The organism is Chryseobacterium gallinarum (genome assembly GCF_001021975.1).
GTDB lineage: Bacteria > Bacteroidota > Bacteroidia > Flavobacteriales > Weeksellaceae > Chryseobacterium > Chryseobacterium gallinarum.
Genome location: NZ_CP009928.1, coordinates 4,204,236 through 4,225,478, shown reverse-complemented (window position 1 = coordinate 4,225,478; position 21,243 = coordinate 4,204,236). Strand labels below are relative to the sequence as shown.

General features: G+C 36.7%; 18 protein-coding genes. 6 read left to right on the top strand and 12 right to left on the bottom strand.

Annotation, left to right across the window (positions count from 1 at the left end; all coding sequences use genetic code 11):
• Nucleotides 1-149 precede the first annotated feature (149 nt).
• The 4 genes from OK18_RS18775 (at nt 150) to apaG (ending at nt 5,887) form a co-directional block, all read left to right on the top strand.
• Nucleotides 150-1,190: an SRPBCC family protein gene (locus tag OK18_RS18775; protein WP_050020809.1), complete on the top strand. Its 1,041-nt coding sequence runs from the start codon at nt 150-152 to the stop codon at nt 1,188-1,190.
• Between the two features lie 114 nt (nt 1,191-1,304).
• Nucleotides 1,305-4,118 (top strand): 2-oxoglutarate dehydrogenase E1 component, encoded by a 2,814-nt coding sequence (locus tag OK18_RS18770; protein WP_053328995.1) that lies wholly within the window; start codon nt 1,305-1,307, stop codon nt 4,116-4,118.
• Between the two features lie 41 nt (nt 4,119-4,159).
• Nucleotides 4,160-5,416, top strand: a complete 1,257-nt coding sequence (gene odhB, locus OK18_RS18765) for a 2-oxoglutarate dehydrogenase complex dihydrolipoyllysine-residue succinyltransferase (protein ID WP_053328994.1) — start codon at nt 4,160-4,162, stop codon at nt 5,414-5,416.
• An 81-nt stretch (nt 5,417-5,497) separates the two neighbouring features.
• Entirely contained in the window at nt 5,498-5,887 is a 390-nt protein-coding gene (gene apaG / locus OK18_RS18760) for a Co2+/Mg2+ efflux protein ApaG (RefSeq protein WP_050020812.1), read from the top strand.
• 135 nt (nt 5,888-6,022) lie between these two features.
• Here apaG and OK18_RS18755 read toward each other — a convergent pair whose 3' ends face one another.
• From OK18_RS18755 to OK18_RS18745, 3 genes are all read right to left on the bottom strand, one after another.
• Nucleotides 6,023-6,577, bottom strand: a complete 555-nt coding sequence (locus tag OK18_RS18755; protein WP_050020813.1) for a 3'-5' exonuclease — start codon at nt 6,575-6,577, stop codon at nt 6,023-6,025.
• Between the two features lie 125 nt (nt 6,578-6,702).
• A complete protein-coding gene (locus tag OK18_RS18750) occupies nt 6,703-7,686 on the bottom strand; it encodes a glycosyltransferase family 2 protein (protein ID WP_050020814.1) in 984 nt (327 codons plus the stop codon).
• A gap of 6 nt (nt 7,687-7,692) precedes the next feature.
• Nucleotides 7,693-8,577: a lysophospholipid acyltransferase family protein gene (locus OK18_RS18745; protein WP_053328993.1), complete on the bottom strand. Its 885-nt coding sequence runs from the start codon at nt 8,575-8,577 to the stop codon at nt 7,693-7,695.
• A gap of 80 nt (nt 8,578-8,657) precedes the next feature.
• On the opposite strand from OK18_RS18745, the gene OK18_RS18740 reads away from it, so the two are divergent.
• Nucleotides 8,658-9,227 carry a thioredoxin family protein gene (locus tag OK18_RS18740; protein ID WP_082129233.1) on the top strand — a complete coding sequence of 190 codons (570 nt, stop codon included), beginning with the start codon at nt 8,658-8,660 and terminating at the stop codon, nt 9,225-9,227.
• Nucleotides 9,228-9,555: 328 nt separating this feature from the next.
• Here OK18_RS18740 and OK18_RS18735 read toward each other — a convergent pair whose 3' ends face one another.
• The 4 genes from OK18_RS18735 to OK18_RS18720 all read right to left on the bottom strand — a co-directional run bounded on the left by OK18_RS18735 (nt 9,556) and on the right by OK18_RS18720 (nt 15,277).
• Nucleotides 9,556-10,956 (bottom strand): aldehyde dehydrogenase, encoded by a 1,401-nt coding sequence (locus OK18_RS18735; RefSeq protein WP_228377735.1) that lies wholly within the window; start codon nt 10,954-10,956, stop codon nt 9,556-9,558.
• Between the two features lie 194 nt (nt 10,957-11,150).
• The gene (locus OK18_RS18730) at nt 11,151-12,713 is read right to left on the bottom strand and encodes an MFS transporter (protein ID WP_053328991.1); all 1,563 of its coding nucleotides are present in this window, start codon (nt 12,711-12,713) and stop codon (nt 11,151-11,153) included.
• A 255-nt stretch (nt 12,714-12,968) separates the two neighbouring features.
• On the bottom strand, nt 12,969-14,015 hold the full coding sequence (locus OK18_RS18725) for an HlyD family secretion protein (protein ID WP_053328990.1): 1,047 nt from the start codon (nt 14,013-14,015) through the stop codon (nt 12,969-12,971).
• Nucleotides 14,016-14,020: 5 nt separating this feature from the next.
• The gene (locus tag OK18_RS18720) at nt 14,021-15,277 is read right to left on the bottom strand and encodes a TolC family protein (protein WP_053328989.1); all 1,257 of its coding nucleotides are present in this window, start codon (nt 15,275-15,277) and stop codon (nt 14,021-14,023) included.
• A 214-nt stretch (nt 15,278-15,491) separates the two neighbouring features.
• On the opposite strand from OK18_RS18720, the gene OK18_RS18715 reads away from it, so the two are divergent.
• Nucleotides 15,492-16,295 (top strand): helix-turn-helix domain-containing protein, encoded by an 804-nt coding sequence (locus tag OK18_RS18715; protein ID WP_053328988.1) that lies wholly within the window; start codon nt 15,492-15,494, stop codon nt 16,293-16,295.
• A gap of 211 nt (nt 16,296-16,506) precedes the next feature.
• On the opposite strand, the gene rplI is transcribed toward OK18_RS18715, so the two are convergent.
• From rplI to OK18_RS18690, 5 genes are all read right to left on the bottom strand, one after another.
• The gene (gene rplI / locus OK18_RS18710; RefSeq protein WP_050020820.1) at nt 16,507-17,007 is read right to left on the bottom strand and encodes a 50S ribosomal protein L9; all 501 of its coding nucleotides are present in this window, start codon (nt 17,005-17,007) and stop codon (nt 16,507-16,509) included.
• A gap of 180 nt (nt 17,008-17,187) precedes the next feature.
• The gene (rpsR, locus tag OK18_RS18705; RefSeq protein ID WP_002979091.1) at nt 17,188-17,490 is read right to left on the bottom strand and encodes a 30S ribosomal protein S18; all 303 of its coding nucleotides are present in this window, start codon (nt 17,488-17,490) and stop codon (nt 17,188-17,190) included.
• Between the two features lie 31 nt (nt 17,491-17,521).
• Nucleotides 17,522-17,863: a 30S ribosomal protein S6 gene (gene rpsF, locus OK18_RS18700; RefSeq protein ID WP_047095723.1), complete on the bottom strand. Its 342-nt coding sequence runs from the start codon at nt 17,861-17,863 to the stop codon at nt 17,522-17,524.
• Nucleotides 17,864-18,013: 150 nt separating this feature from the next.
• On the bottom strand, nt 18,014-19,366 hold the full coding sequence (locus tag OK18_RS18695) for a chloride channel protein (RefSeq protein ID WP_053328987.1): 1,353 nt from the start codon (nt 19,364-19,366) through the stop codon (nt 18,014-18,016).
• 224 nt (nt 19,367-19,590) lie between these two features.
• Nucleotides 19,591-21,021 (bottom strand): serine hydrolase domain-containing protein, encoded by a 1,431-nt coding sequence (locus OK18_RS18690; RefSeq protein WP_053328986.1) that lies wholly within the window; start codon nt 21,019-21,021, stop codon nt 19,591-19,593.
• Between the last annotated feature and the right edge of the window lie 222 nt (nt 21,022-21,243).

The window sequence follows — 21,243 nt, the reverse complement described above, 5'->3', positions numbered from 1 at the left end:
ATTAAGCTATACCTGGCATCAACATATATACCACCATACCTGCTGAAGTAGTTGATTTTAATCATTAAATCAATATTTTCCAGCAAAAAAAATTTTTACAGATCATTCAGCATATTGGTCACTTTTTTTATTTGTATTACTTTTGTGCGATGCGTATTTTTAAAATCATAACTTTAATCATTGTGCTTTTGGGGGGAGCTTATGCTGCTTCCATGTATTATTTTGTGGATGAAAGCAAAAACTTTACGATTGAAAAAGAAATCGATTATCCGGTGGATAAAGTATTTGCCCAGTTTAATAATCTCCAGAATTTTACGCGTTGGAATAATTTTTTCACCAGCTCACAATCAATCGATATAGATTATTATACGCCCTATGAAGGACAGGGAAGTGCTATCAGTTATGTAGATCCTAAAAATGATACCGGTGGTGAAATGTTTATCCGGTACGAAAACCCCAATAAGACTTTAAAATATCAGCTTTTCGAGGATGAAAATGAAAATCCTACCCTGGTGGATGTTAAATTCAAACCTGTTTCCGCAGAAAAGACAAAAATTATCTGGTACGTACATACTCCTAAGCTTCCGGTATGGAAGAGGGTGGAAAACTTCTGGACTGAGGACCGCTTTGCAGAAAATATTACCAAAAGTATGGTCAACCTGAAAAACGTGCTTGGAAATAAGGTGGAAAAAGATAATCAGATGGCAGCCATTAAATACGACAGTCTGATGGTGGAAAACGAAGAAGATAAAATGCTGCTCGGAATCAATGTAAGTACCTCCAACAAGAAAGATGCCTTGTATAAAAACATTGTGATGAACTATAACAAGATTTATAATTTTGTTACCATGGATCTTGGGAAAAAAGACGATGAATTCGGGTACCCTATTCTGATGACCGATGCCGATAACTATAAAGATAAAGAAGTTTCCTATTTCCTGGGTATTCCGCTTTCCAAAAAAATAGGAATTACCGACAATAATTTTAACTTCAGAACGGTGAATCCGTCCCAAAGCTATGTGATGTACTATAAAGGAACCTATGAAGGCAGAATTAAGGCAATTCAGCAGCTGATTCAGAAAGCAAAGAAGGATCAGATGCGTTTTGGGGACATCTCCCAGACTTTTATTGAACGCCCCATGGAAGGACAACCAGTGAACATGAAGCTCTCATTATCAGTGTTTAAGTGATTTTTATTTTCTTAATTTTTTTTAACGGTTTGAGACTGTTCTAAGTCGGTTTTTTTTATTAAATTTGAAGATTAATTCTACAAATAAATTTTAATAAATAGATAAACTGTAATAATGGACAGATTTTCATTCCTAAACGCAGCTCATTCTCAATTAATTGAGGATTTATACCAACAGTACTTAAAATTCCCGGATTCCCTAGAACCATCATGGAAAGCTTTCTTTCAAGGCTTCGATTTTGCTTTAGAGAACTACGGAGATGACGATAACATCCAATTTACTCAGGCTTCGGCCAGCACTGCTCCGGCAGTACAGCAAATTTCTCAGGCCGTATCAAATGGAGAGGTTCCTGAGCACATTAAAAAAGAATTCAAAGTTGTAAACCTTATTGAGGCTTACAGAACAAGAGGGCATCTGTTTACAAAAACAAACCCTGTCAGAGAAAGAAGACATTATACCCCTACTTTAGATATCGAAAACTTCGGTCTTTCTAAAGAAGATTTAAATACAAAATTCAACTGTGCCGTTGAAACAGGAATGAAAGAGCCTGCTACATTAGCAGAATTGATCAAGCACCTTGAAAATATCTACTGTGATTCTATCGGGGTGGAATATATGCACATCAACAATGTTGAAGAAAAAGATTTTATCAAGAAATGGCTGCAGGTAAATGAAAACCATCCGAGTCTTTCTGCGAATGAAAAAACAGAAATCTTATTAAAATTAAATCAGGCAGTTGCGTTTGAAAACTATCTTCATACGAAATTTGTAGGTCAGAAGAGATTCTCTCTGGAAGGAGGAGAAACATTGATTCCTGCTTTAGACCAGCTGATCTCAAGATCTTCTCAATTGGGAGTGGATGAAGTGGTATTAGGAATGGCTCACAGAGGGAGATTAAATGTATTGACCAATATTTTCGGAAAATCCTATAAGCAGATCTTTTCAGAATTTGAAGGAAAAGAATTCGAAGAAGATGTATTCTCAGGGGATGTTAAATACCATTTGGGATCATCCAAAAAGATCAAAACGGCTTCAGGAGAAGAAGTTTGCATTAACCTGACTCCGAACCCATCTCACCTTGAAACGGTTGCTGCTCTTGTAGAAGGGATCTGCCGTGCAAAGGTAGACGATAAGTACAAGGATTTCTCTAAAGTTTTACCTATCATCATTCATGGTGATGGAGCTATTGCTGGACAAGGTATAGCTTATGAAGTTGCCCAGATGATGACATTGGAAGGCTACAGAACAGGTGGAACAGTTCATATCGTTGTAAACAACCAGGTATCGTTTACAACAAATTATATGGATGCAAGATCTTCAACCTACTGTACAGACATCGCAAAAGTTACGGAATCTCCTGTAATGCATGTCAATGCAGATGATGCTGAAGCTGTTGTTCATGCTATTCACTTTGCTGCTGATTTCAGGGCTAAATTTGGTAAAGATGTTTATATCGACCTTTTAGGATATAGAAAATACGGTCACAACGAAGGTGACGAACCAAGGTTCACCCAACCTAATTTGTATAAAATAATTTCAAAACACCCGAATCCAAGAGAAATTTATAAAGATAAATTACTGAAAGACAGCGTTACTTCAAACGATGTAATCGCTAAAATGGAGACGGAATTCAAAGCCCTTCTGGATAAGGATTTTGATGCTTCCAAGGAAATTGAGAAAAATGTAATGGATGTGTTCATGGCCGAAGATTGGGTAAATTATCCGATCGGAAAAAGAGGAGCACTTCAGTTACCGGTTGATACAAAATATGACCTGGCCAAATTGAAAGAACTGGCTATTAAAATGTCAACCCTTCCTGCAGATAAGAAATTCATCAATAAGATTACAAGACTTTTTGATAACCGTATTAAAGCGATCGAAGGAAACTCATTAGACTGGGCGTTAGGAGAGTGGCTGGCATATGCAACCCTTCTTGTAGAAGGTCATAATGTGAGAATCTCCGGAGAAGACGTGGAAAGAGGAACTTTCTCTCACAGGCATGCTGTAGTAAAAACAGAAGATACAGAAGAAGAATACATCCCGTTAAGACACGTATCTGAAAGCAGATTTGATGTTTACAATTCCCATCTTTCGGAATATGGGGTTTTAGGCTTCGATTACGGATATGCAATGGCTTCACCAAATACATTAACGATCTGGGAGGCTCAGTTCGGAGATTTCGTGAACGGTGCCCAGATTATCGTAGACCAATATCTGGCGGCAGCAGAAGAAAAGTGGAAAATCCAGGATGGTTTAGTAATGCTATTGCCTCACGGATCAGAAGGCCAGGGTGCAGAACACTCTTCAGCAAGACTGGAAAGATTCTTAACACTTTGTGCTAATGAAAATATGGTAGTAGCTAACGTTACTTCACCAGCCAACTATTTCCACCTGTTGAGAAGACAACTGAAATGGGCATTCAGAAAACCATTGGTGGTAATGAGTCCTAAATCCCTGTTGAGACATCCAAAAGTAGTTTCTCCGCTTGAAGACTTTGCAAACGGTTCATTCCAGCCAATTCTGGATGATCCTACAGCAGATCCTAAAAAAGTTGAAAAATTAGTTCTTTGCTCAGGTAAATTATACTTTGAACTATTGGCGAAAAAAGAAGAATTAAACTGTGAAAATATTGCATTGGTAAGATTTGAGCAGCTGTATCCTCTTCAAACGGATGCTATTGAAGCTATTTTCAACAAATATGAGAACAGGAAACAGTTGGTTTGGGCACAGGAAGAACCTGAGAATATGGGAGCCTGGTCTTATATCCTGAGAAACTTCAGAGACACCGGAATCCAGGTAGTGGCTCCGGTACCAAGTGGTGCACCGGCTCCGGGTAGCCACAAAATGTTCGAGAAAAACCAGAACGCAGTAATCAACAGGGTTTTCGACAGAGACGATGCTCCGGCAAAAAGACCTGTTACCGCTTAATTTAAATAATAATCAATTAAAAAAATAAAAAAATACTCAATATGTCAGTTTTAGAAATGAAAGTTCCTTCACCGGGCGAATCAATTACAGAAGTTGAAATTGCAACTTGGCTTGTAAAAGATGGTGATTATGTAGAAAAGGATCAACCTATCGCTGAAGTAGATTCAGACAAAGCAACTCTTGAATTGCCGGCAGAACAAAGTGGGGTCATCACTTTGAAAGCAGAAGAAGGTGATGTGGTACAAGTAGGTCAGGTAGTTTGTTTAATTGATATGGATGCTACAAAACCAGAAGGTGGAAGTGCACCTGCTGCTGAAGCTCCAAAACAGGAAGAAGCTCCGAAAGCTGCTGAACCTGCTAAACAAGAAGCACCAAAACCAGCTGCTCCGGTTGCTGCTGCACAAACTTACGCAACGGGTGCTCCATCTCCGGCTGCTAAAAAGATCCTTGATGAAAAAGGAGTAGATGCTGCACAGGTTTCAGGAACAGGAAGAGACGGAAGAATCACTAAATCTGACGCTGAGTTGGCTGCAGTTCCTGCTTTAGGAGGAAGTCCGCTTACTGCAACAGGTTCAAGATCTACTACTACAACCAAGCTTTCAGTTTTAAGAAGAAAAATTGCTCAGAGATTAGTTTCTGTGAAAAATGAAACGGCAATGTTGACTACTTTCAATGAAGTTGACATGTCTGAAATCTTCAGATTAAGAAAACAATATAAAGAAGAATTCGCTCAAAAACATGGAGTAGGACTTGGTTTCATGTCCTTCTTCACAAAAGCGGTTACAAGAGCATTACAAATGTATCCGGATGTAAACGCATCTATCGACGGAGACTTCAAAGTAAACTATGATTTCTGCGATATTTCAATTGCAGTATCAGGCCCTAAAGGATTAATGGTTCCTGTATTGAGAAATGCAGAAAACATGTCTTTCAGTGCAATCGAAGCCAATATCAAAGACCTTGCTACAAAAGTAAGAGACGGTAAGATTACTGTAGATGAAATGACCGGCGGTACTTTCACCATTACAAACGGTGGTACTTTCGGATCAATGATGTCTACACCGATCATTAATCCGCCACAATCTGCAATCTTAGGTATGCACAATATCATTCAGAGACCGGTAGCGGTTGACGGACAGGTGGTAATCAGACCAATGATGTATGTGGCTATGTCTTATGACCACAGAATTATCGACGGAAAAGAATCTGTAGGTTTCCTTGTTGCAGTAAAAGAAGCTATCGATAATCCTGTTGGAATTTTAATGGGAGGTGACGAAAGAAAAGGCCTTGGCTTATAAGTTTTAATAAAATTATAATGCAAATATATAATCTCGCCTTAAAAAAGGCGAGATTTTTGTATCTATTAAGGAAATACTACAATGATGTTTTCAAAAATGACTTCCAATATCAAAGTTTCAGTAATACCTGAATATGATAGTAAAAACAGTTACCCATCCGAAAACCGATATGTTTTCAAATACAGTATCACTATAGAAAATGATGGAAGCTTTCCTATAAAAGTACTGAAAAGGAAATGGTTGATTTTTGATGTAGGCTTTGGATATACGGAGATTATAGGAGACGGAGTAATCGGGTTAACACCGGAAATAGGAACAAATGAAAATTTTGCTTATTTCTCGAATGTAATGCTTCGTTCCGGAGTGGGAAATATGAGCGGAAAATACCTGGTTAAAAACCTTGAGACGCAGGAAACCTTTGAAATAGATATTCCGAAATTTAATCTGCTATCTGAAGTTCTAAGCAATTGAAGTAAAAAAGCAGATACAGGATAAAGGAATATTATACATAAATCATCTGTGCCAATCTGCAAAATCTGTGATTAAAATCCTGAACAGCAAATAAGATCAGAAAAACTATATCCGTATTCTGTGGTCAAATAGGAATCAAAGCTTCCTGATTTTTGCTTTCATATATTCATTGACTTCATCATTACTGGTGATGAACAGTTTTTCAAAAGCAAGCAGGGATATTTTGGCGCAAACTTCCGCATCAGCCCCGGCTCTGTGGTGATTAAATTCGATCTGATGATATTCAGCAAGAGGCTTTAAACCATACCTGGGAAGATAATTCCATGACTTTTTAGCGAGTTGTATACTGCACAGGTAATTGAGCTTGGGCGTAAACATTCCGTAATGCTCAAAACATCCCCTTAAAACTGAAGCATCAAAACCTGCATTGTGGGCAATCATCAGGCTTCCATACATCATTTCTTGAGCTTCATACCATATTTCATCAAAAGTAGGAGCGTCCTTTACATCTTCAGGCTGAATTCCATGTACTGCAATATTAAATTTATTGAAATATGGAAAGCTGGGTGGCTTGATCAGCCAGGTCTTAGTCTCTACAATTTTAGAATCCTGTACCACACAAATTCCCATTTCACAAGCAGAACTTTTCTCGTGAGTAGCTGTTTCAAAATCTATTGCGCAGAAATCCATTTATTGTAAATTAGTTGTTTTTTTGTTTCTTCTCCTGGTTAAAATTTAAACGTTGAAGGATGATTTTTTCTGTTGATTAAAATTAATATTTAAAATTCAAAGAAAGAGATTTTAATCTGCAATCTTTAACTATTTTTCCCGCCTAAAAAATGTTTAAAAATGAGCCATTTTGATTGATAGAATTTTTCTTTCTGATGTTTTTGTCTGAGTTTCCAGGTTCCCGGAGCCTGTGCATAAAACCCAAAGTGGGCTCTTACAACAGCCCATAAATGAGGAAAACCATGCTTCAATCCGAAATAAATCCCCGCAACACCATCCAGGCACAGCCTGAAAAAGATCAGCCAGATCAGCCTTGGAAAAGGCAGGTTTTTTAACATCATAGAAAGATTGTTCCTGATATTTAAATAGGTTTTTTGAGCATTTTGCTTGTTTAAAGTTCCGCCACCTACATGATATACCGTTGATTTCGCAGTATAAAAAATCTTTTTTCCCGAATTGATAAGCCTCCAGCATAGATCTATTTCTTCCTGGTGGGCAAAAAATCTTTCATCAAAACCTTGCTGGTCCCAGAAATCTTTAGAGCGGATGAAAAAACAGCATCCGGAAGCCCAGAAAATTTCTGTTTCATCATTATACTGACCTTTATCTTCTTCCAGGTCATCAAAAATCCTTCCCCGGCAATAAGGATAGCCCAGATTATCAATCAAACCGCCTGCAGCTCCTGCAAACTCAAAATATTCCTTATAATCATAAGATAAAACTTTGGGCTGTATTGCTGAGATCTGAAGGTCTTTTTCAAACAATTCCAATACAGGATCTATCCAGTTTGCGGTAACCTCTACATCAGAATTCAGAAGGCAGTAAAATTCATGGGTAATACTTTTTAATCCTTCGTTATAACCGCCGGCAAATCCGTGGTTTTTATTGTTTCGGATAATTGTTACGGTAGGAAAATGAGATTCTACAAATTCTATAGAATCATCTGTAGAAAGATTGTCAATAACAAAGATATCTGCATTTTGAGAAGATTGGACCACGCCTGGAAGAAATTTCTCAAGCCAGTTTTTTCCATTCCAGTTTAAGATGGCAACTGCCAGTTTTTTCTGCATTTCAATCTAATTTTTTTCAGAATCATACGTTTTGATAGAGTCCTGGTATTTCCATTTACGGTGAGACCAGAGGTAATTATCAGGATGTTTGTGTAAGGTGTTTTCCAGTAATTTGTGGAACTTTCTTACCACCTCATATTCGGTAAACTTTTCGCCATCAGGTTCTATTCTGTGATAATTAACCTGGTAATAGCCACGTTTTACCTTCTTCATTTCACAGTAAATAAAAATGAGGTCCATTCTTGTAGCCAGTTTATCATAGCCTATGAAAACAGGAGTCCGTTGGTTCAGGAATTCTAAGCCATAAGTAACATGGGCAAAATGCGGGGTCTGATCAGCCACAAACATATATGCCGAATCACCATTGTTTTTAGAACGGAATATATTTAATATAACGGAATTGGCTTCCAAAGCTTCATTTCCGAATTTATTCCTGACTTTCTTCATCTGATTTTCCCAGAAGTCACTATTTACTTTTCTGTAGACAGGATGGCAGTGAGATTGTGGTATAACTCTGGCCAACGCATTGATCCATTCCCAATTGAAAACGTGTCCTGCCAGTAAAATGATATTTTTTCCTTCTTTTTTGGCATCATGAAACAGTTCCTGGTTGATATGCTGCATTCTGACTCTTGATTCCGTTTCAGAAATACTGAAAGATTTAATGGTTTCTACCAGATAATCTGAAAAATTGCGATAAAATTTCTTACGGATTTTTCTTATTTCTTCGTCAGACTTATCCGGGAAAGAGTTTTTCAGATTTTGGGTAATGACATTTTTTCTATATCCTACCAGATAATAGTTTAAAAAAAAGATAATGTCTGAGAAAATATACAATACTCTCAGTGGTAGTTTGGAAACAAAAAATAATATTTTGATCAGGAAATTCATAAAACATGCAAATCTAGTGATAATAAAATTATGGTTCTATTTTTGCTGGGGGATAAGTATTATTTTTTTATTTTTATATTATGAAAAAACTGATATGTATAGCTTTCCTGGGATTAAGTGTACTTGGCTTTTCCCAGGCTACCAATAAACCAAAGGAGGAAAGGAAAGGGGATAATACCCTTTTGGTAAAAACGGATCATGCAGAACTGGAAGCAAAGAAAAAAGCAGCTGAAGAAAAAGCGAAGCTTCCTAAACCTTATAATCCAAAGGCTGATGCTGAAGCAGATATTAAAAAGCTGGTTGCTCAGGCGAAAAAGGAAGGTAAGAATATTATGATTCAGGCCGGCGGAAACTGGTGTGGATGGTGCCTTCGTTTTAATAACTTTGTACAAACAACTCCTGAACTGAAGGAAGTTGTAGATAAAAATTACCTTTATTATCATTTGAATGATTCTCCTGAAAATAAAAATGAAAAAGTCCTATCAAGATATGGGAAGCCCGGGGAAAAATATGGATATCCGGTTTTCATTGTTTTAGATACAAATGGTAAAATGATTCATGTTCAGGATAGTAAACCATTAGAAGAAGGAAATGGTTATGATTTATCCAGAGTAAAAGAATTTTTTGAAACTTGGAAAACTAAAAAGTAGACGTACTGTTTGATAATAATAATTCCTGTTACAATTTTGTAACAGGAATTATTATTACGTAAATTTTGCTTAGCAGGTTTCAACATAAATGCTCTGCTCATGTGAATTATAACATGCTGCTCCACCTGAATAATCGATACATGATGTACATGAACTAACATATACAAAAGAACCATTAGAGCATGTCGCAACACAAGAATCTTTTCCTGAAACAGTTCTTAACTGATCACAAGATAATTTTTTTAAATTTTTCATAATGTTTTTATTTTGTTGATTAACAGAAATAAAACTACAATATCATTTTTAAAATTCTCCATTTTGGGATTAATTACATTAATTTTTTAATCCAGCTTAATTTTTTCTCAGAATAAGGTGGATATTTAATATCAGGTTCGCCCCATGTTCTTTTTTCCAAAATGGCTTTTTGGTGTGAGAAGGCCGCAAAGCCATATTTTCCATGATAACTTCCAAAACCTGAGCTTCCTACTCCTCCAAACGGTAGATGATCATTACTCAGATGCATTACAGTATCATTGATACAGCCTCCTCCGAATGACAATTTTTTGGTGAACAGGTCTTTTTCTTCAGCATTATTGGTGAAAAGATATGCTGCCAATGGCTTTTCAAGTTCCATGATGGAATTCAGTGCTGCATTATAACTTTGGAAAGTAATAACGGGAAGAATCGGTCCAAAAATTTCTTCCTGCATGACTTCATCATTCCAGTTCACATCACTCAGAATTGTAGGTTCTATGTAAAGCTGTTCCTTATTGAAATTTCCGCCGCAATAGATTTTATTTCTGTCAATAAGGTGGGTCAGCCGTTGATAATGGCTATGGTTAATAATCCTGGTGTATTGTTCAGCCCCGGATTCGTACCGGAACTCTTTGATGTATTTTCTCAGCATTTCCAGAAACTGTTCCTGCACAGGTTCTTCAATCAAAAGGTAATCGGGAGCTACGCAGGTTTGTCCGGCGTTTAAAAATTTGCCCCAGACAATTCTCCTGGCGGCTATTTCAAGGGAAGCATCCTTCGTTACAATAGCAGGAGACTTGCCACCCAATTCAAGCACTACGGGGGTCAGGTGTTCGGCAGCGGCCTTGTAGACAATTTTCCCGACACGGGTACTTCCGGTGAAGAATATTTTATCAAACTTCAGCTTCAAGAGCGCTGTAGTTTCATTAATTCCACCTTCGTAAACATAGAGGTATTCGGAAGGAAAATTCTGGTTGATTATGGAAGATATTGCCTTCATGGTATTTTCAGCAATTTCACTGGGTTTCACAATGCAACAATTACCCGCTGCAATGGCTGCTATCATAGGGGATAATGAGAGCTGGTAGGGATAGTTCCAGGCTCCGATGATTAAAGTACAGCCAAGGGGTTCGGAATAAATTTTACTTTTCCCAAGTTGATTAACAAGGTTTGTTCTAACTTTTTCAGGTTTGGCAAGAGATTTTAAATTTTTTATATAATAATCAATATCATTCAGAATAAAGGAAATCTCTGTAGTGAAAGTATCAAATCTGGATTTGCCAAAGTCTTTATGGATGGCTTCATAGAGTACATTTTCATTGGAAATAATAAGATTCCGAAGCTTCTCAAGGTACATTTTTCTAAAAGCAAGACTTTTGGTCTGCTGCGTCATAAAAAAATCTCTTTGGCGCAGTAAAATTTTTTCAATTTCCATACGATCGCTTTTTGTGGTTTTGTAGTGAAAAACAAGCAACAATAAACCGGCCAAAGTTGGTTAGGCTGGAAGCTGGGAGAGGGAAGCTGGAAGTTTGATTTTGTCGTTTGGGAGGGGCTGTTATTTTAAGGGAATTATTGTAAAGAGATTTAAGGTTTTATTCAATCAATAAGAGCTCAGATTATTTTTAAGACTTCAGGAACTTCGGACTTCCAGCCTCCAGCTTCCCTCCTTTACATAATATTTCTCACTGCTATCTTTACCGGATGGTAAAGCAGCAAAAGAAGGGCTGTAATCAAAGCCAGCCAGAATAATCCTGTGAAAATTTCCATATTGGAAAGAAGAATGGATTGTGCTGTAATTTTTGCTTTAAAAGTTCCTGCAGTCACTGATAACGATTCATTAACGGGAAGTTTTGAAATATGGGTTCCAAAAACCTGGTTCCACTGCGTATAAAAAACAGGATTGGTAGCTGTAAGATTAAAACTTAAGGTATCGGAATGCTTTAATGTCAGAAATAACATCAGGTTTTGCATTAAGGCATACCCAATGGCTGTGGCCCAGAAGCGGGTAGTGGTTCCCATTGCACTGGCATTAGCTACAAATTCTTCCGGCATTCCTGAAATCAGAAAGAATACCAAAGGAGTAAATAACAATCCTTGTGCTACCCCCTGTAGGAACAGCGGCGGGCAGATAGTTGCTAAGGTGGTGTCAGGGTAAAAGGTGTAGGTAAACCATGCACAGTCTATTGCGAGCAGGAGAAAACCTGTAAAGAATACAATCCTGGATGAAATGCCACGAACCAGGCAAATTCCTGATAAAAGAACTCCAATGAGTGTTCCTGCCACATTCCAGTACTGGATGTTAACAATATAATCCCACGGCCATCTCCATACTGTTGCCATAATGCCGTATACATTATTTAGCCCTGAACGAATGAGATAGAAAATGAAAAACAAGATCATTCCTGCAATCACATTTTTTGAACTGAAAATTTCATAATGAAATAAAGGACGTTTTGAATTCCTTTGTTTCAACATGAATAAACCGCCGGAAATCAGGAATATAAAAATGCAAATAATGATGGTATCAGATTCAAACCACATCAATCTCTTTCCATACACAATAGCATATGCCCCGGACTGGAGGCAAACCCAAAGCAAAAACCAGCTTGGGATATCCATTTGGTATAACGGTTTTTTGGGGAAGAAACGGTTCTTGTTGAAAATAACAAAGCCCAGAATCAAAACGAAAACATGAAAGTAAGCCATCATTAAAATCATATGCTGAAAATCATAATCCTGGATGCTTGATTTAAGCAGGGTAGTCGTTACAGTTCCCCCTGTCAGCATAAGAGCATACATGAAAAGGTAAGCGATAACCTTTGCATGTTTTGTTTTTAATTCAGCGATGATTAATGGAAGGAAAACAGCCCCTTCCAGCAATCCAAAAAAGCCTTCTAAAAAGCGGATTACCAGAATGACATGATAATCATTGGTGACAGATAAGATATAAAGAAGGATCACAGAAACGGAAGACATAAGCAGTACATAATACTTCACACTGAAATACGACATAAACCGCTGTAAAACCAAAAGAGTGACTACGAATGTTCCATACATCAGCATCATCAGATATTGAATGTCATCTGAATCCACATCCATAAAAGAAGAGGTGAAAGCACTATTGGAATGCAGCAATGACAACAACATGATGTGAGGGAATAATGCCAGGATAAGAAGAGGCAATTTTAACCATTGCGGTAACCATTTATGATAAACTGTATTGTGCTGCATAGTAGTTTAAAAGCTAAGAAGGTGAATCAGTAAATTCATTTTGTTTATAATAAAAATGCGAAAAGACAAAAAGCAGTGGGGTAAAGTAAAAGGTAAAATGCCAAATATGCTTAACATAAGCAGGCAGGCCACTTCGCGGTTTGCCTTTTCGCGATGATAAATCCGGTAATTTGAAATAATTTAAACCAAGTTCGAAATAAGAAAATGAATGGTTATTTTAGTCCCAGCTTCCCACTTCCATCTTTTCCATCAGGTTTATATTTTTTTCGCACTCACCAGAACATTCATTCCGGAGAGTAATTTTTCGTTCTCTTTATTATTATCAAGAATAATTTTTACAGGAAATCTTTGCTCTATTTTTACAAAGTTCCCGGTTGCATTATCAGGTTTCACAAGGGAAAATTGAGAACCGGATGCCGGGGAAACAGAAACAATTTTTCCTTTAAATTCAATATCAGGATAGGCATCTGCCGTAATTGTTACTTCCTGTTTGGGATCAATTTGTCCAAGTTGGGTTTCTTTGTAATTGGCAATAATCCATTTTTCTTTGCTGACAATTTGTACCAGGGCCTGGCCTTCTTTGATCAATTGTCCTTCCTGAATCGTTTTTTTGCCTACCCAACCGTCATAAGGAGCTGTAATTACCGTATATGACAGGAAAAGCTTGGCATTGTTCAGGCTGGCGGCGCTTTGTTGTATCTGGCTTTTTGCAGGAGCTACTTTCGTTTGTTGTTCATTAGCACCTGCTTTTATTGCGTTTTTTTGTTGCTCCAGAGCCAGAAGATTCGCTTTGGCCTGTTCATAGGAAGCTTTCACATTCTCAAACTCTTGTTCTGTGGCAGCATCTTCCGCCAACAGATTCTGATATCTTTTATAATCCTGTTCATTTTTCCAGATATCAATTTTTGCAGAAGCAATTTTCGCTTCTATAATCCTGGTATCACTTTCCTTCGTAGTAACACCACTCTGAATGGTTGTAATATTTTCAGTATTGGCATGAAGACTCGCCTCTGCCATATGTACCTGATTGACAAACTCCCTGTTGTCAATGACAATTAACGTGTCTCCCTGATGTACAAACTGATTTTCATTAAATTTTATCGTTTTGATGAATCCTGATACTTTGCTGGATACGGGAGTAATATATTGCTCAATCTGTGCATCATTCGTAGTTACATTTTTTCTCGAAAAAAGATAAAAACTTACCATTCCTGTTATTCCGCTTATGATCAGGATCCAGGCCAGTAACGTGATGACCCTGTTGATTCTTTTTTCCTTTTGTGTCAGTTGTTTTTTTGCCATAGTTATTATAAGTTTCCTATCGTATATTGGAGTTGATAATATTTGAGCTGTCGGTTAATTTTTACAGAGATAAGATTAGATTCGGCTTCCAGATAAGCATTGTCTGCATCAATGAGTTCCGTAATCAGGCTGAGTTTGTTGGCGTATTTGGTTTTTACAATACGGTAATTCTCTTTAGCCTGGTCAATAGCTTCTTCAGCAATTTTTACCTTCTGGTCTGTTTCCTCAAACCTTTTGTAAGCTTCATAGACGCTATGCCTTATTTTTTCTTCGTTCTCTTCAACCTGAAGTCTGGCCAGATCAATGTTTTCCCTGGCCTCCTGCATTTTGTATTTGTTCTTATACAGGTTTTCTATAGGATAGGTAAGATTCACTCCCACCATTCCCAGACGATAGGCATAAGGTTCCGGAGGAAAAAACATCATATTGGGATATTTCAGAAAATATTCTCCACCCGCTGTCACCTTCGGTAAATAATTAGCCTTGGTTATCTTTTGATCCAGCTCTTTTAAAGAAAGGTTTTTGTGGGAGATTTCAACAGATTCATTTTTATTCAAAGCAGTTTCTATCAGCTCATCGATGTAGGGTATTGCTGCTTTGTCTGAAATAAGGTCTTCCGTATTTACATGTATTTCTTGCTTTTCAGGTAGTGAAAGTATGGTTTTCAATTTGTGTTCGGCAATCTGGATATCATTATCCAGCTCCGTCCAGCTCATTTTATGATTGGATAGCTGTAAAGAAGTTCTTAATACTTCATTTATCGTTACAACACCATTCGCTTTCAGTACTTTTACCTGTTTAATGTTCACGGAATCTTCTTTCATCTTGTCATTGATAAGGTTTTGTTGCTCTTTTAAATGATGAATCTGCAGAAAAGCTGTAATAATTTCCATGGTAAGCTGTCTTTCATCCCGATGGGTTTTTAATGCAGAGATTTCCGTATCAATAGCTGCTTTCTTTTCGGTGTTTTTTATTTTTCCACCCATATATACCGGAATGGAAGCTGATAAGGTAAAATCATACATTCCATTGATGACATCGTATTTTGCAGGGGTATTGAATACACCATTCTGGTATTGGAAAAGATTGGTTACCTGATTATAACTGGTATGGAATTCAATGTCCGGAAGCCTTTCCATTGCAAGATCCTTCTCTTTTGTAACAGACATTTCCTGTTTCAGATGGCTGATCCGGATATTTTTGTTGTTTTTCAAGCCTATCTTAATAGCTTGTTGTAAGCCAAGGTTGTGATAGTCTATCATTTGTGCAGGTAAAAAATGGCTCAGTAATAAGCACAACGCAATGCACTGATATCGGCATGCGTTCAATATCATATTCATAAATTTATTAAAAGATTTTTGCTAAAAAGATTTTGATGCAGCAAAGTTACGACGGCCGGTAATAGTCACGATTTGTGAAAGCAGAAAAAGATTTGCTCATTTACGCCATTTAAAAAAAACTTCTTATCTTTATTTGATGAATGACAGTCATTTTCAGGCAGTAGAAGACGATGATGCTGAATTTTACGTGTATCATGTGCTTACGGGAAATATTACCACGGATATTCATTATCACAGTTCTGCACAGCTGGTCTATGCGGAAGGGGGAATTGTACATGTTTTTACAGATTTAAAACATTGGTATCTTCCGGCAAGATGCTTTATGTGGATTCCTGCGGGCACGCCTCATTATCTATTTTCTACAAGCCCTAAAGTAGATCTGTATAATTTTTACTTTAAAAAAGAAAAAAATGAAAGTGGCTTTTTTGATGAAATTAATATTTATTCAGTCAATGAGCTGCTAAGGGAAATGATTTTATATACCAAAGACTGGGATGGGAAAATCACAAAAAATGATGGATCTAAGTATTATTTTCTTAAAGCGTTAAAAGGAATTCTACCTGAAAAAAGAGATAAAAAACTGGCATTTCCTGTACAACATCCTTTTCCCAAAGATGAAACATTACTGAAGATTGCAAGATATATTCATGCCAACCTGGAAAAGCCCCTTACCATTGAATCTACGGCCAAAGAGTTCGGAATGAGTACCCGAACCCTTTCCAGAAAGTTTAAAGAGATTCTGGGCATGAATTACGTCCGGTTTTTAAGAGCTTTAAGAATTACCCGTTCCCTTGAATTGATGCTGGAAGGAAAATACAATATGTACGAAATTGCAATGATGGTAGGTTACAACAGTCTGTCATCTTTCAGCAATATTTTTAAAAAAGTGATTGGGGTTGCGCCAACGGAGTATCAGCAGAAATTAAGAGGAGACCGGTAGATTTAAAATTCGTAGAGACCTGTAAAGAACCGTGTGAATCCAGATCCTGATCTTTTTAATTTTTTTACAGTAATATTTTCAAGGCATTATACTAAAAACTGCTGCACAACCGGCCTGAAGAAGTTTTTTGTTTGTAAAAAAGAACGGGGCACAAAAAAACCACCTCAAAAATTGAGATGGTCCTATATGGTGAGAAATTCTCGGTCGCTTATTAAGCTTCTTCAGTTTTAGCTTCTTCTTTTTTAGCAGGAGCAGCTTCAACCGGAGCATCAGAAACGATATCAAACTCATAATTGTACTCAACATTTCTGTGAAGTCTGATAAGAGCTGAGAATTTACCAGTTCTTTTGATTGTGTTACCAGGGATTTTGATGTATTTTTTCTCTACAGAAACACCAGCTTTTTCTAAAGCAGCAGATAGATCAGCATTGTTGATAGATCCGAATAGTTTATCACCGCTACCTACTTTTGCAGGAATAGTGATAGAAGTTTTCTTCAATTGATCAACTACAGCGTTAGCAGCAGCGATTAATTTAGCTTCTTCTTCTTTTCTGGCTTCTAATGTAGCTTCTAAAGCAGCTTTGTTTTTAGGGGTAGCTAAAAGTGCAAATCCTTGAGGGATTAAGAAGTTTCTAGCATAACCTGGCTTTACGTTTACTGTATCAAACTCAAGTCCTAAGTTTTCTACGTCTTTTTTTAGGATAATTTCCATTGTTGTTGTCCGTTTTTTAGTTTTAGAGAAAAGAGCAAAGAAAAAAGAAAAAAGACTGATGTCTTAGAAATTATTTCTTTTCTTTAATCTAAAAATCGTTAGAATTAATGATGTATTCAGCAACTTAAAAAAAGAGAAAAAGATCTGGATCTTTCCTCTTTCTTCTTGTTTATTTTTGTCTTATTTTAATAAGTCAGCTACGTATGGTAGTAATGCAAGGTGTCTTGCTCTTTTGATAGCAGCAGAAACTTTTCTTTGGTATTTTAAAGAAGTTCCGGTGTATCTTCTTGGTAAAATTTTACCTTGCTCGTTCACGAACTGTAATAAGAAATCAGCATCTTTGTAATCAACGTGCTTAATTCCGTATTTTTTGAATCTACAATATTTCTTTTCAGATTTTGTATTGATATCAAGCGGAGTAAGGAATTTTACTTCTGATTCTCCTCCTGCTGAGGCTTGTTTAGCCATTTCATCTATTGCCATGTCTTGTCTTTTTAAAAAATAGGGTTAATAATTAAGCTTTAGCTGCTTTTACTTTTGCTCTTCTAGTTACAGCGTACTCAACAGCGTGTTTGTCAAGTTTTGTAGTAAGGTAACGGATTACTCTTTCGTCACGCTTGAATGCTAATTCTAAATCAGCAACTACAGAACCTTCTCCTTTAAATTCAATTAAAGTGTAAAATCCGTTCTTTTTCAATTGGATTGGATAAGCTAATTTTTTTAATCCCCAGTTTTCTTTAGCAACGATTTCGCAGTTCTTTTCTTTGATAAGATCTACATACTTGTTCACTGCTTCCTCTACCTGTGACTCAGATAGAACGGGAGTTAAAATGAAAACAGTTTCGTAATTGTTCATAATGTTAAATGAATTTGTTAATTATTTCGAGGTGCAAAAGTAGAGAATATATTTGTAATATACAATAGTAATGTGAAATAGTTGCTGGTTGCGGCCAGTCCATAACAGATGTTTTTGTATACTATGAAAACCAAATTTATTTATTTTCAACTAATCACGTTGCCTGATTTCTGTTAAAAAATTCACTTTCAAAACATCATATAAAGAATGCCTGCTTACCAAAATAGAGGCAATAGAAGAAACCATCCCGGCCAGCATCAGATGAAAAATCAGTGAATGTCTGTCGGTCATTTCCAATACAATGATGGCTGATGTAAACGGCGCTCTGGTAATTCCTGTAAGGAAAGCAACCATCCCACCAAGAATGACTACATTGGTTTCATTGGGAGTGAGATGAATTGCTCCTGAAATAACGGAACCAATACTGGCCCCCGCAGTAAGAGCCGGAGCAAAAATTCCTCCTGCACCTCCGGAAGTGAAAGACAGGGCAGGGCCCAGCATTCTTAAAACCGGGACATACCAATCTTCATGTTTGTCTTTGGTGAAAAGGACACGCTCCATAATTTCTTTTCCGGAGCCCAGGATTTCTCTGTTAATAAAATAAGCGATAGAGGCTATAAACAAAGCACATGCAATCAGGAAAATAACATTAGCTTTATCTGTTTTCAGTGTTTTCTTTTTCCAGCCGTTAATTTTTAGCATAACCACGGAAAGCTGGCTGGCAAGAATCCCGGCTGTGGCAGCCACCAGAATGATCGGAAACATGATCATTAAAGAAACATCATTTGTTTTTGGATAACCCAGATATAAATAAGACCCGGCCAGGGTTTGGGCAGTTAAGCCGGCGATAATAACCGCCGTAAATAAAGCTGTTTTAAAATAATTGATATGTGTTTTCGACAATTCCTCTACAGCGAAAACAATTCCTCCGAGAGGAGTGTTAAAAGCAGCAGCAAGCCCGGCCGCAGCTCCTGTCATGATCATATTTTTCTTGGAGATTTTAGGCCACCAATCCGGAAGATATTCGTTTACTTTTCTGAAAACCGAGCCGGCAATCTGAATGGTAGGACCTTCACGTCCTACGGCACCACCTCCGATCACCAGAACTACTGAGGAAATAATTTTAAAAATGATGATTTTAAGGCTTAAAAGGCTTCTGATCTTTTTATGTTCTTTAGGATTGGCCAGTTCCACTGCGGCCATCACTTGCGGGATACCACTTCCTTTGGCATTGGGAGCAAATTCTTTTACCAGCCACCATGAAAGCACAAAACCTACAGGAGCAATGATAAATATCATCCACGTATGCCAGTCAAGAATGAAATTCAGGAGGTTTTCTCCCCAGGCAAATAGTTGTGCATATAATACAGCAAAAAAGCCGGTAATCACTGAGCCTATCCAGAAAGGAATGGCCTGAAGAAGGTTGTACTTCAGCTGTTCATTGCGGATATTATCAAAGGAATTTTTAATGGATCTTCGTATCAGGACAAGGATTTTCAGCATTTGTTCATTTTGTGGGATGAAATTACGGCAAAATTTTGAGAATTATAGGTCTTCTGAAAATTTTGCGGCCATTAAGCATTATCAATACTTAGTGTCTTTGGTATCCAATCAGATTAATGATAAAAAGATAAGAGATATTTATTTTTACTTTTGAGGGTAAACAACAAGAACCTTTCAATCAAGAATTTTAATCAGAGTGAGCAATACTAAAAAATCCAATATATTTATTTCTTTTTCATCAGATCTTCTAGCTTATGAATCATATTTACAGCATTGGTATTATCAGGATTTAATGCTAAGGATTTTTTATAATTCTCTAAAGCTAAAGCATAATTTTTGGATAAAAAGTAACCTTCACCCAAGCTGTCAAAGGCATTTGCCGATTGTGGATTTTCCTTGGCATTTAAAGAAAATACCTTAACGGCTTCATCAATTCTCGAATTTCTCAAAAGAATATAACCTATTTCATTCAATGTGTTTTCAAAATTCCATTTTGAATTTTTTGCTTTCATTGAATAGTAGATTTTTTCTGCATCAGGATTATTTTTTTTTGAAAATTCAGAGATGATGGTTTCTTCTGCTAATGAATAGTCGTCTGCTAAACTTTTATCAATAATAGCTGCAATGTGATTGACAATCCGGTATTGAACAGGAAATAAACTGTATCCGTTAGACATCATAACTATTGCCAGATTATTTTTCGGATAAATTTTATAGGAGCTTACATTGCCACCGGAAAAATTGTAAGAGGTTATATTATTTACTTTCGTAATGTCCCATCCGTAGGAAAAAACATCTTTTTTATTACCGAAATCAAAAGGCTGCCACATCATTTCTTTGGTTTTTTGATGAAGTAACTCATTTTTACTAAGATGGATGCTCCATTTTAAAAAGGCAGGAAGTGTGATTGCTATTCCATTGGCGGAATGAGCCCGAGTTCCATTAACATCTGTGGATTTTTCATATTGTTCTTTTGCAGCATTGTAATTGTATTTTACAACACGATGGGGGATTGTTTCAAGAGCATTTGAAGAAAAAACAACCTGGTTTTTAGCATCTGAAAACTGGTTGTTTATAATGAAATCTTCAAAAGACTGTCCCGTGATTTTTTCGATAATCATGGTAAGAAGAAAATAATTGGTCTGGTTATAACTGAATTGATTTCCTGTTTTAAATTCCATTTTTTCCTTAGCCAGTCTTTCAATAACCTTGGCATGAGAATCATCTGCTAAAATATCATTATAAGCAATAAGATTAGGAATTCCAGAAGAATGCGTCAATAGATGTTTTACTTTAACATCCTGCCATTCTTTAGGGAGGTTTTCAATATACTTTGAAATATTGTCTTCTAAAGATAATTGACCTTTTTCAACCAGTTGAAAAACACCAACATTTGACATCAATTTTGAAGTGGAATATATCCTGAACATTGAATTTGAATCAACCTTTTTATCACTTTCCAGCGTTTCTCTGCCATAATATTGCTGGAAAATAATCTTATCATCTTTTATGACTCCAATAGCCAAACCAGGGATCTGGTTGATGGTAATCATTTCTTTCACATACTGATCAATCAATGCCGATTGTTCAGCTTTCTGAGAGAAGACCATTATAGAAATACTTAACGCTAATGTGGTCAAAATGAATTGCTTCATATGTAATTTGGTTATGTTCTTATATTAGACAACCTGAATCCTGTTTATGTTACTTCTTAATTCAAAGATACACAGATTGATCTACAAAAAAACCTCCGATAATATATCGAAGGTTTATCATTTTAAATATACCGGATAAGCCTGAATCATTAATCAATTATCACTTATCCTCCATCAATTATAATAGACAATAAGTAAGTTACTCATTGCTTATTACCCGTA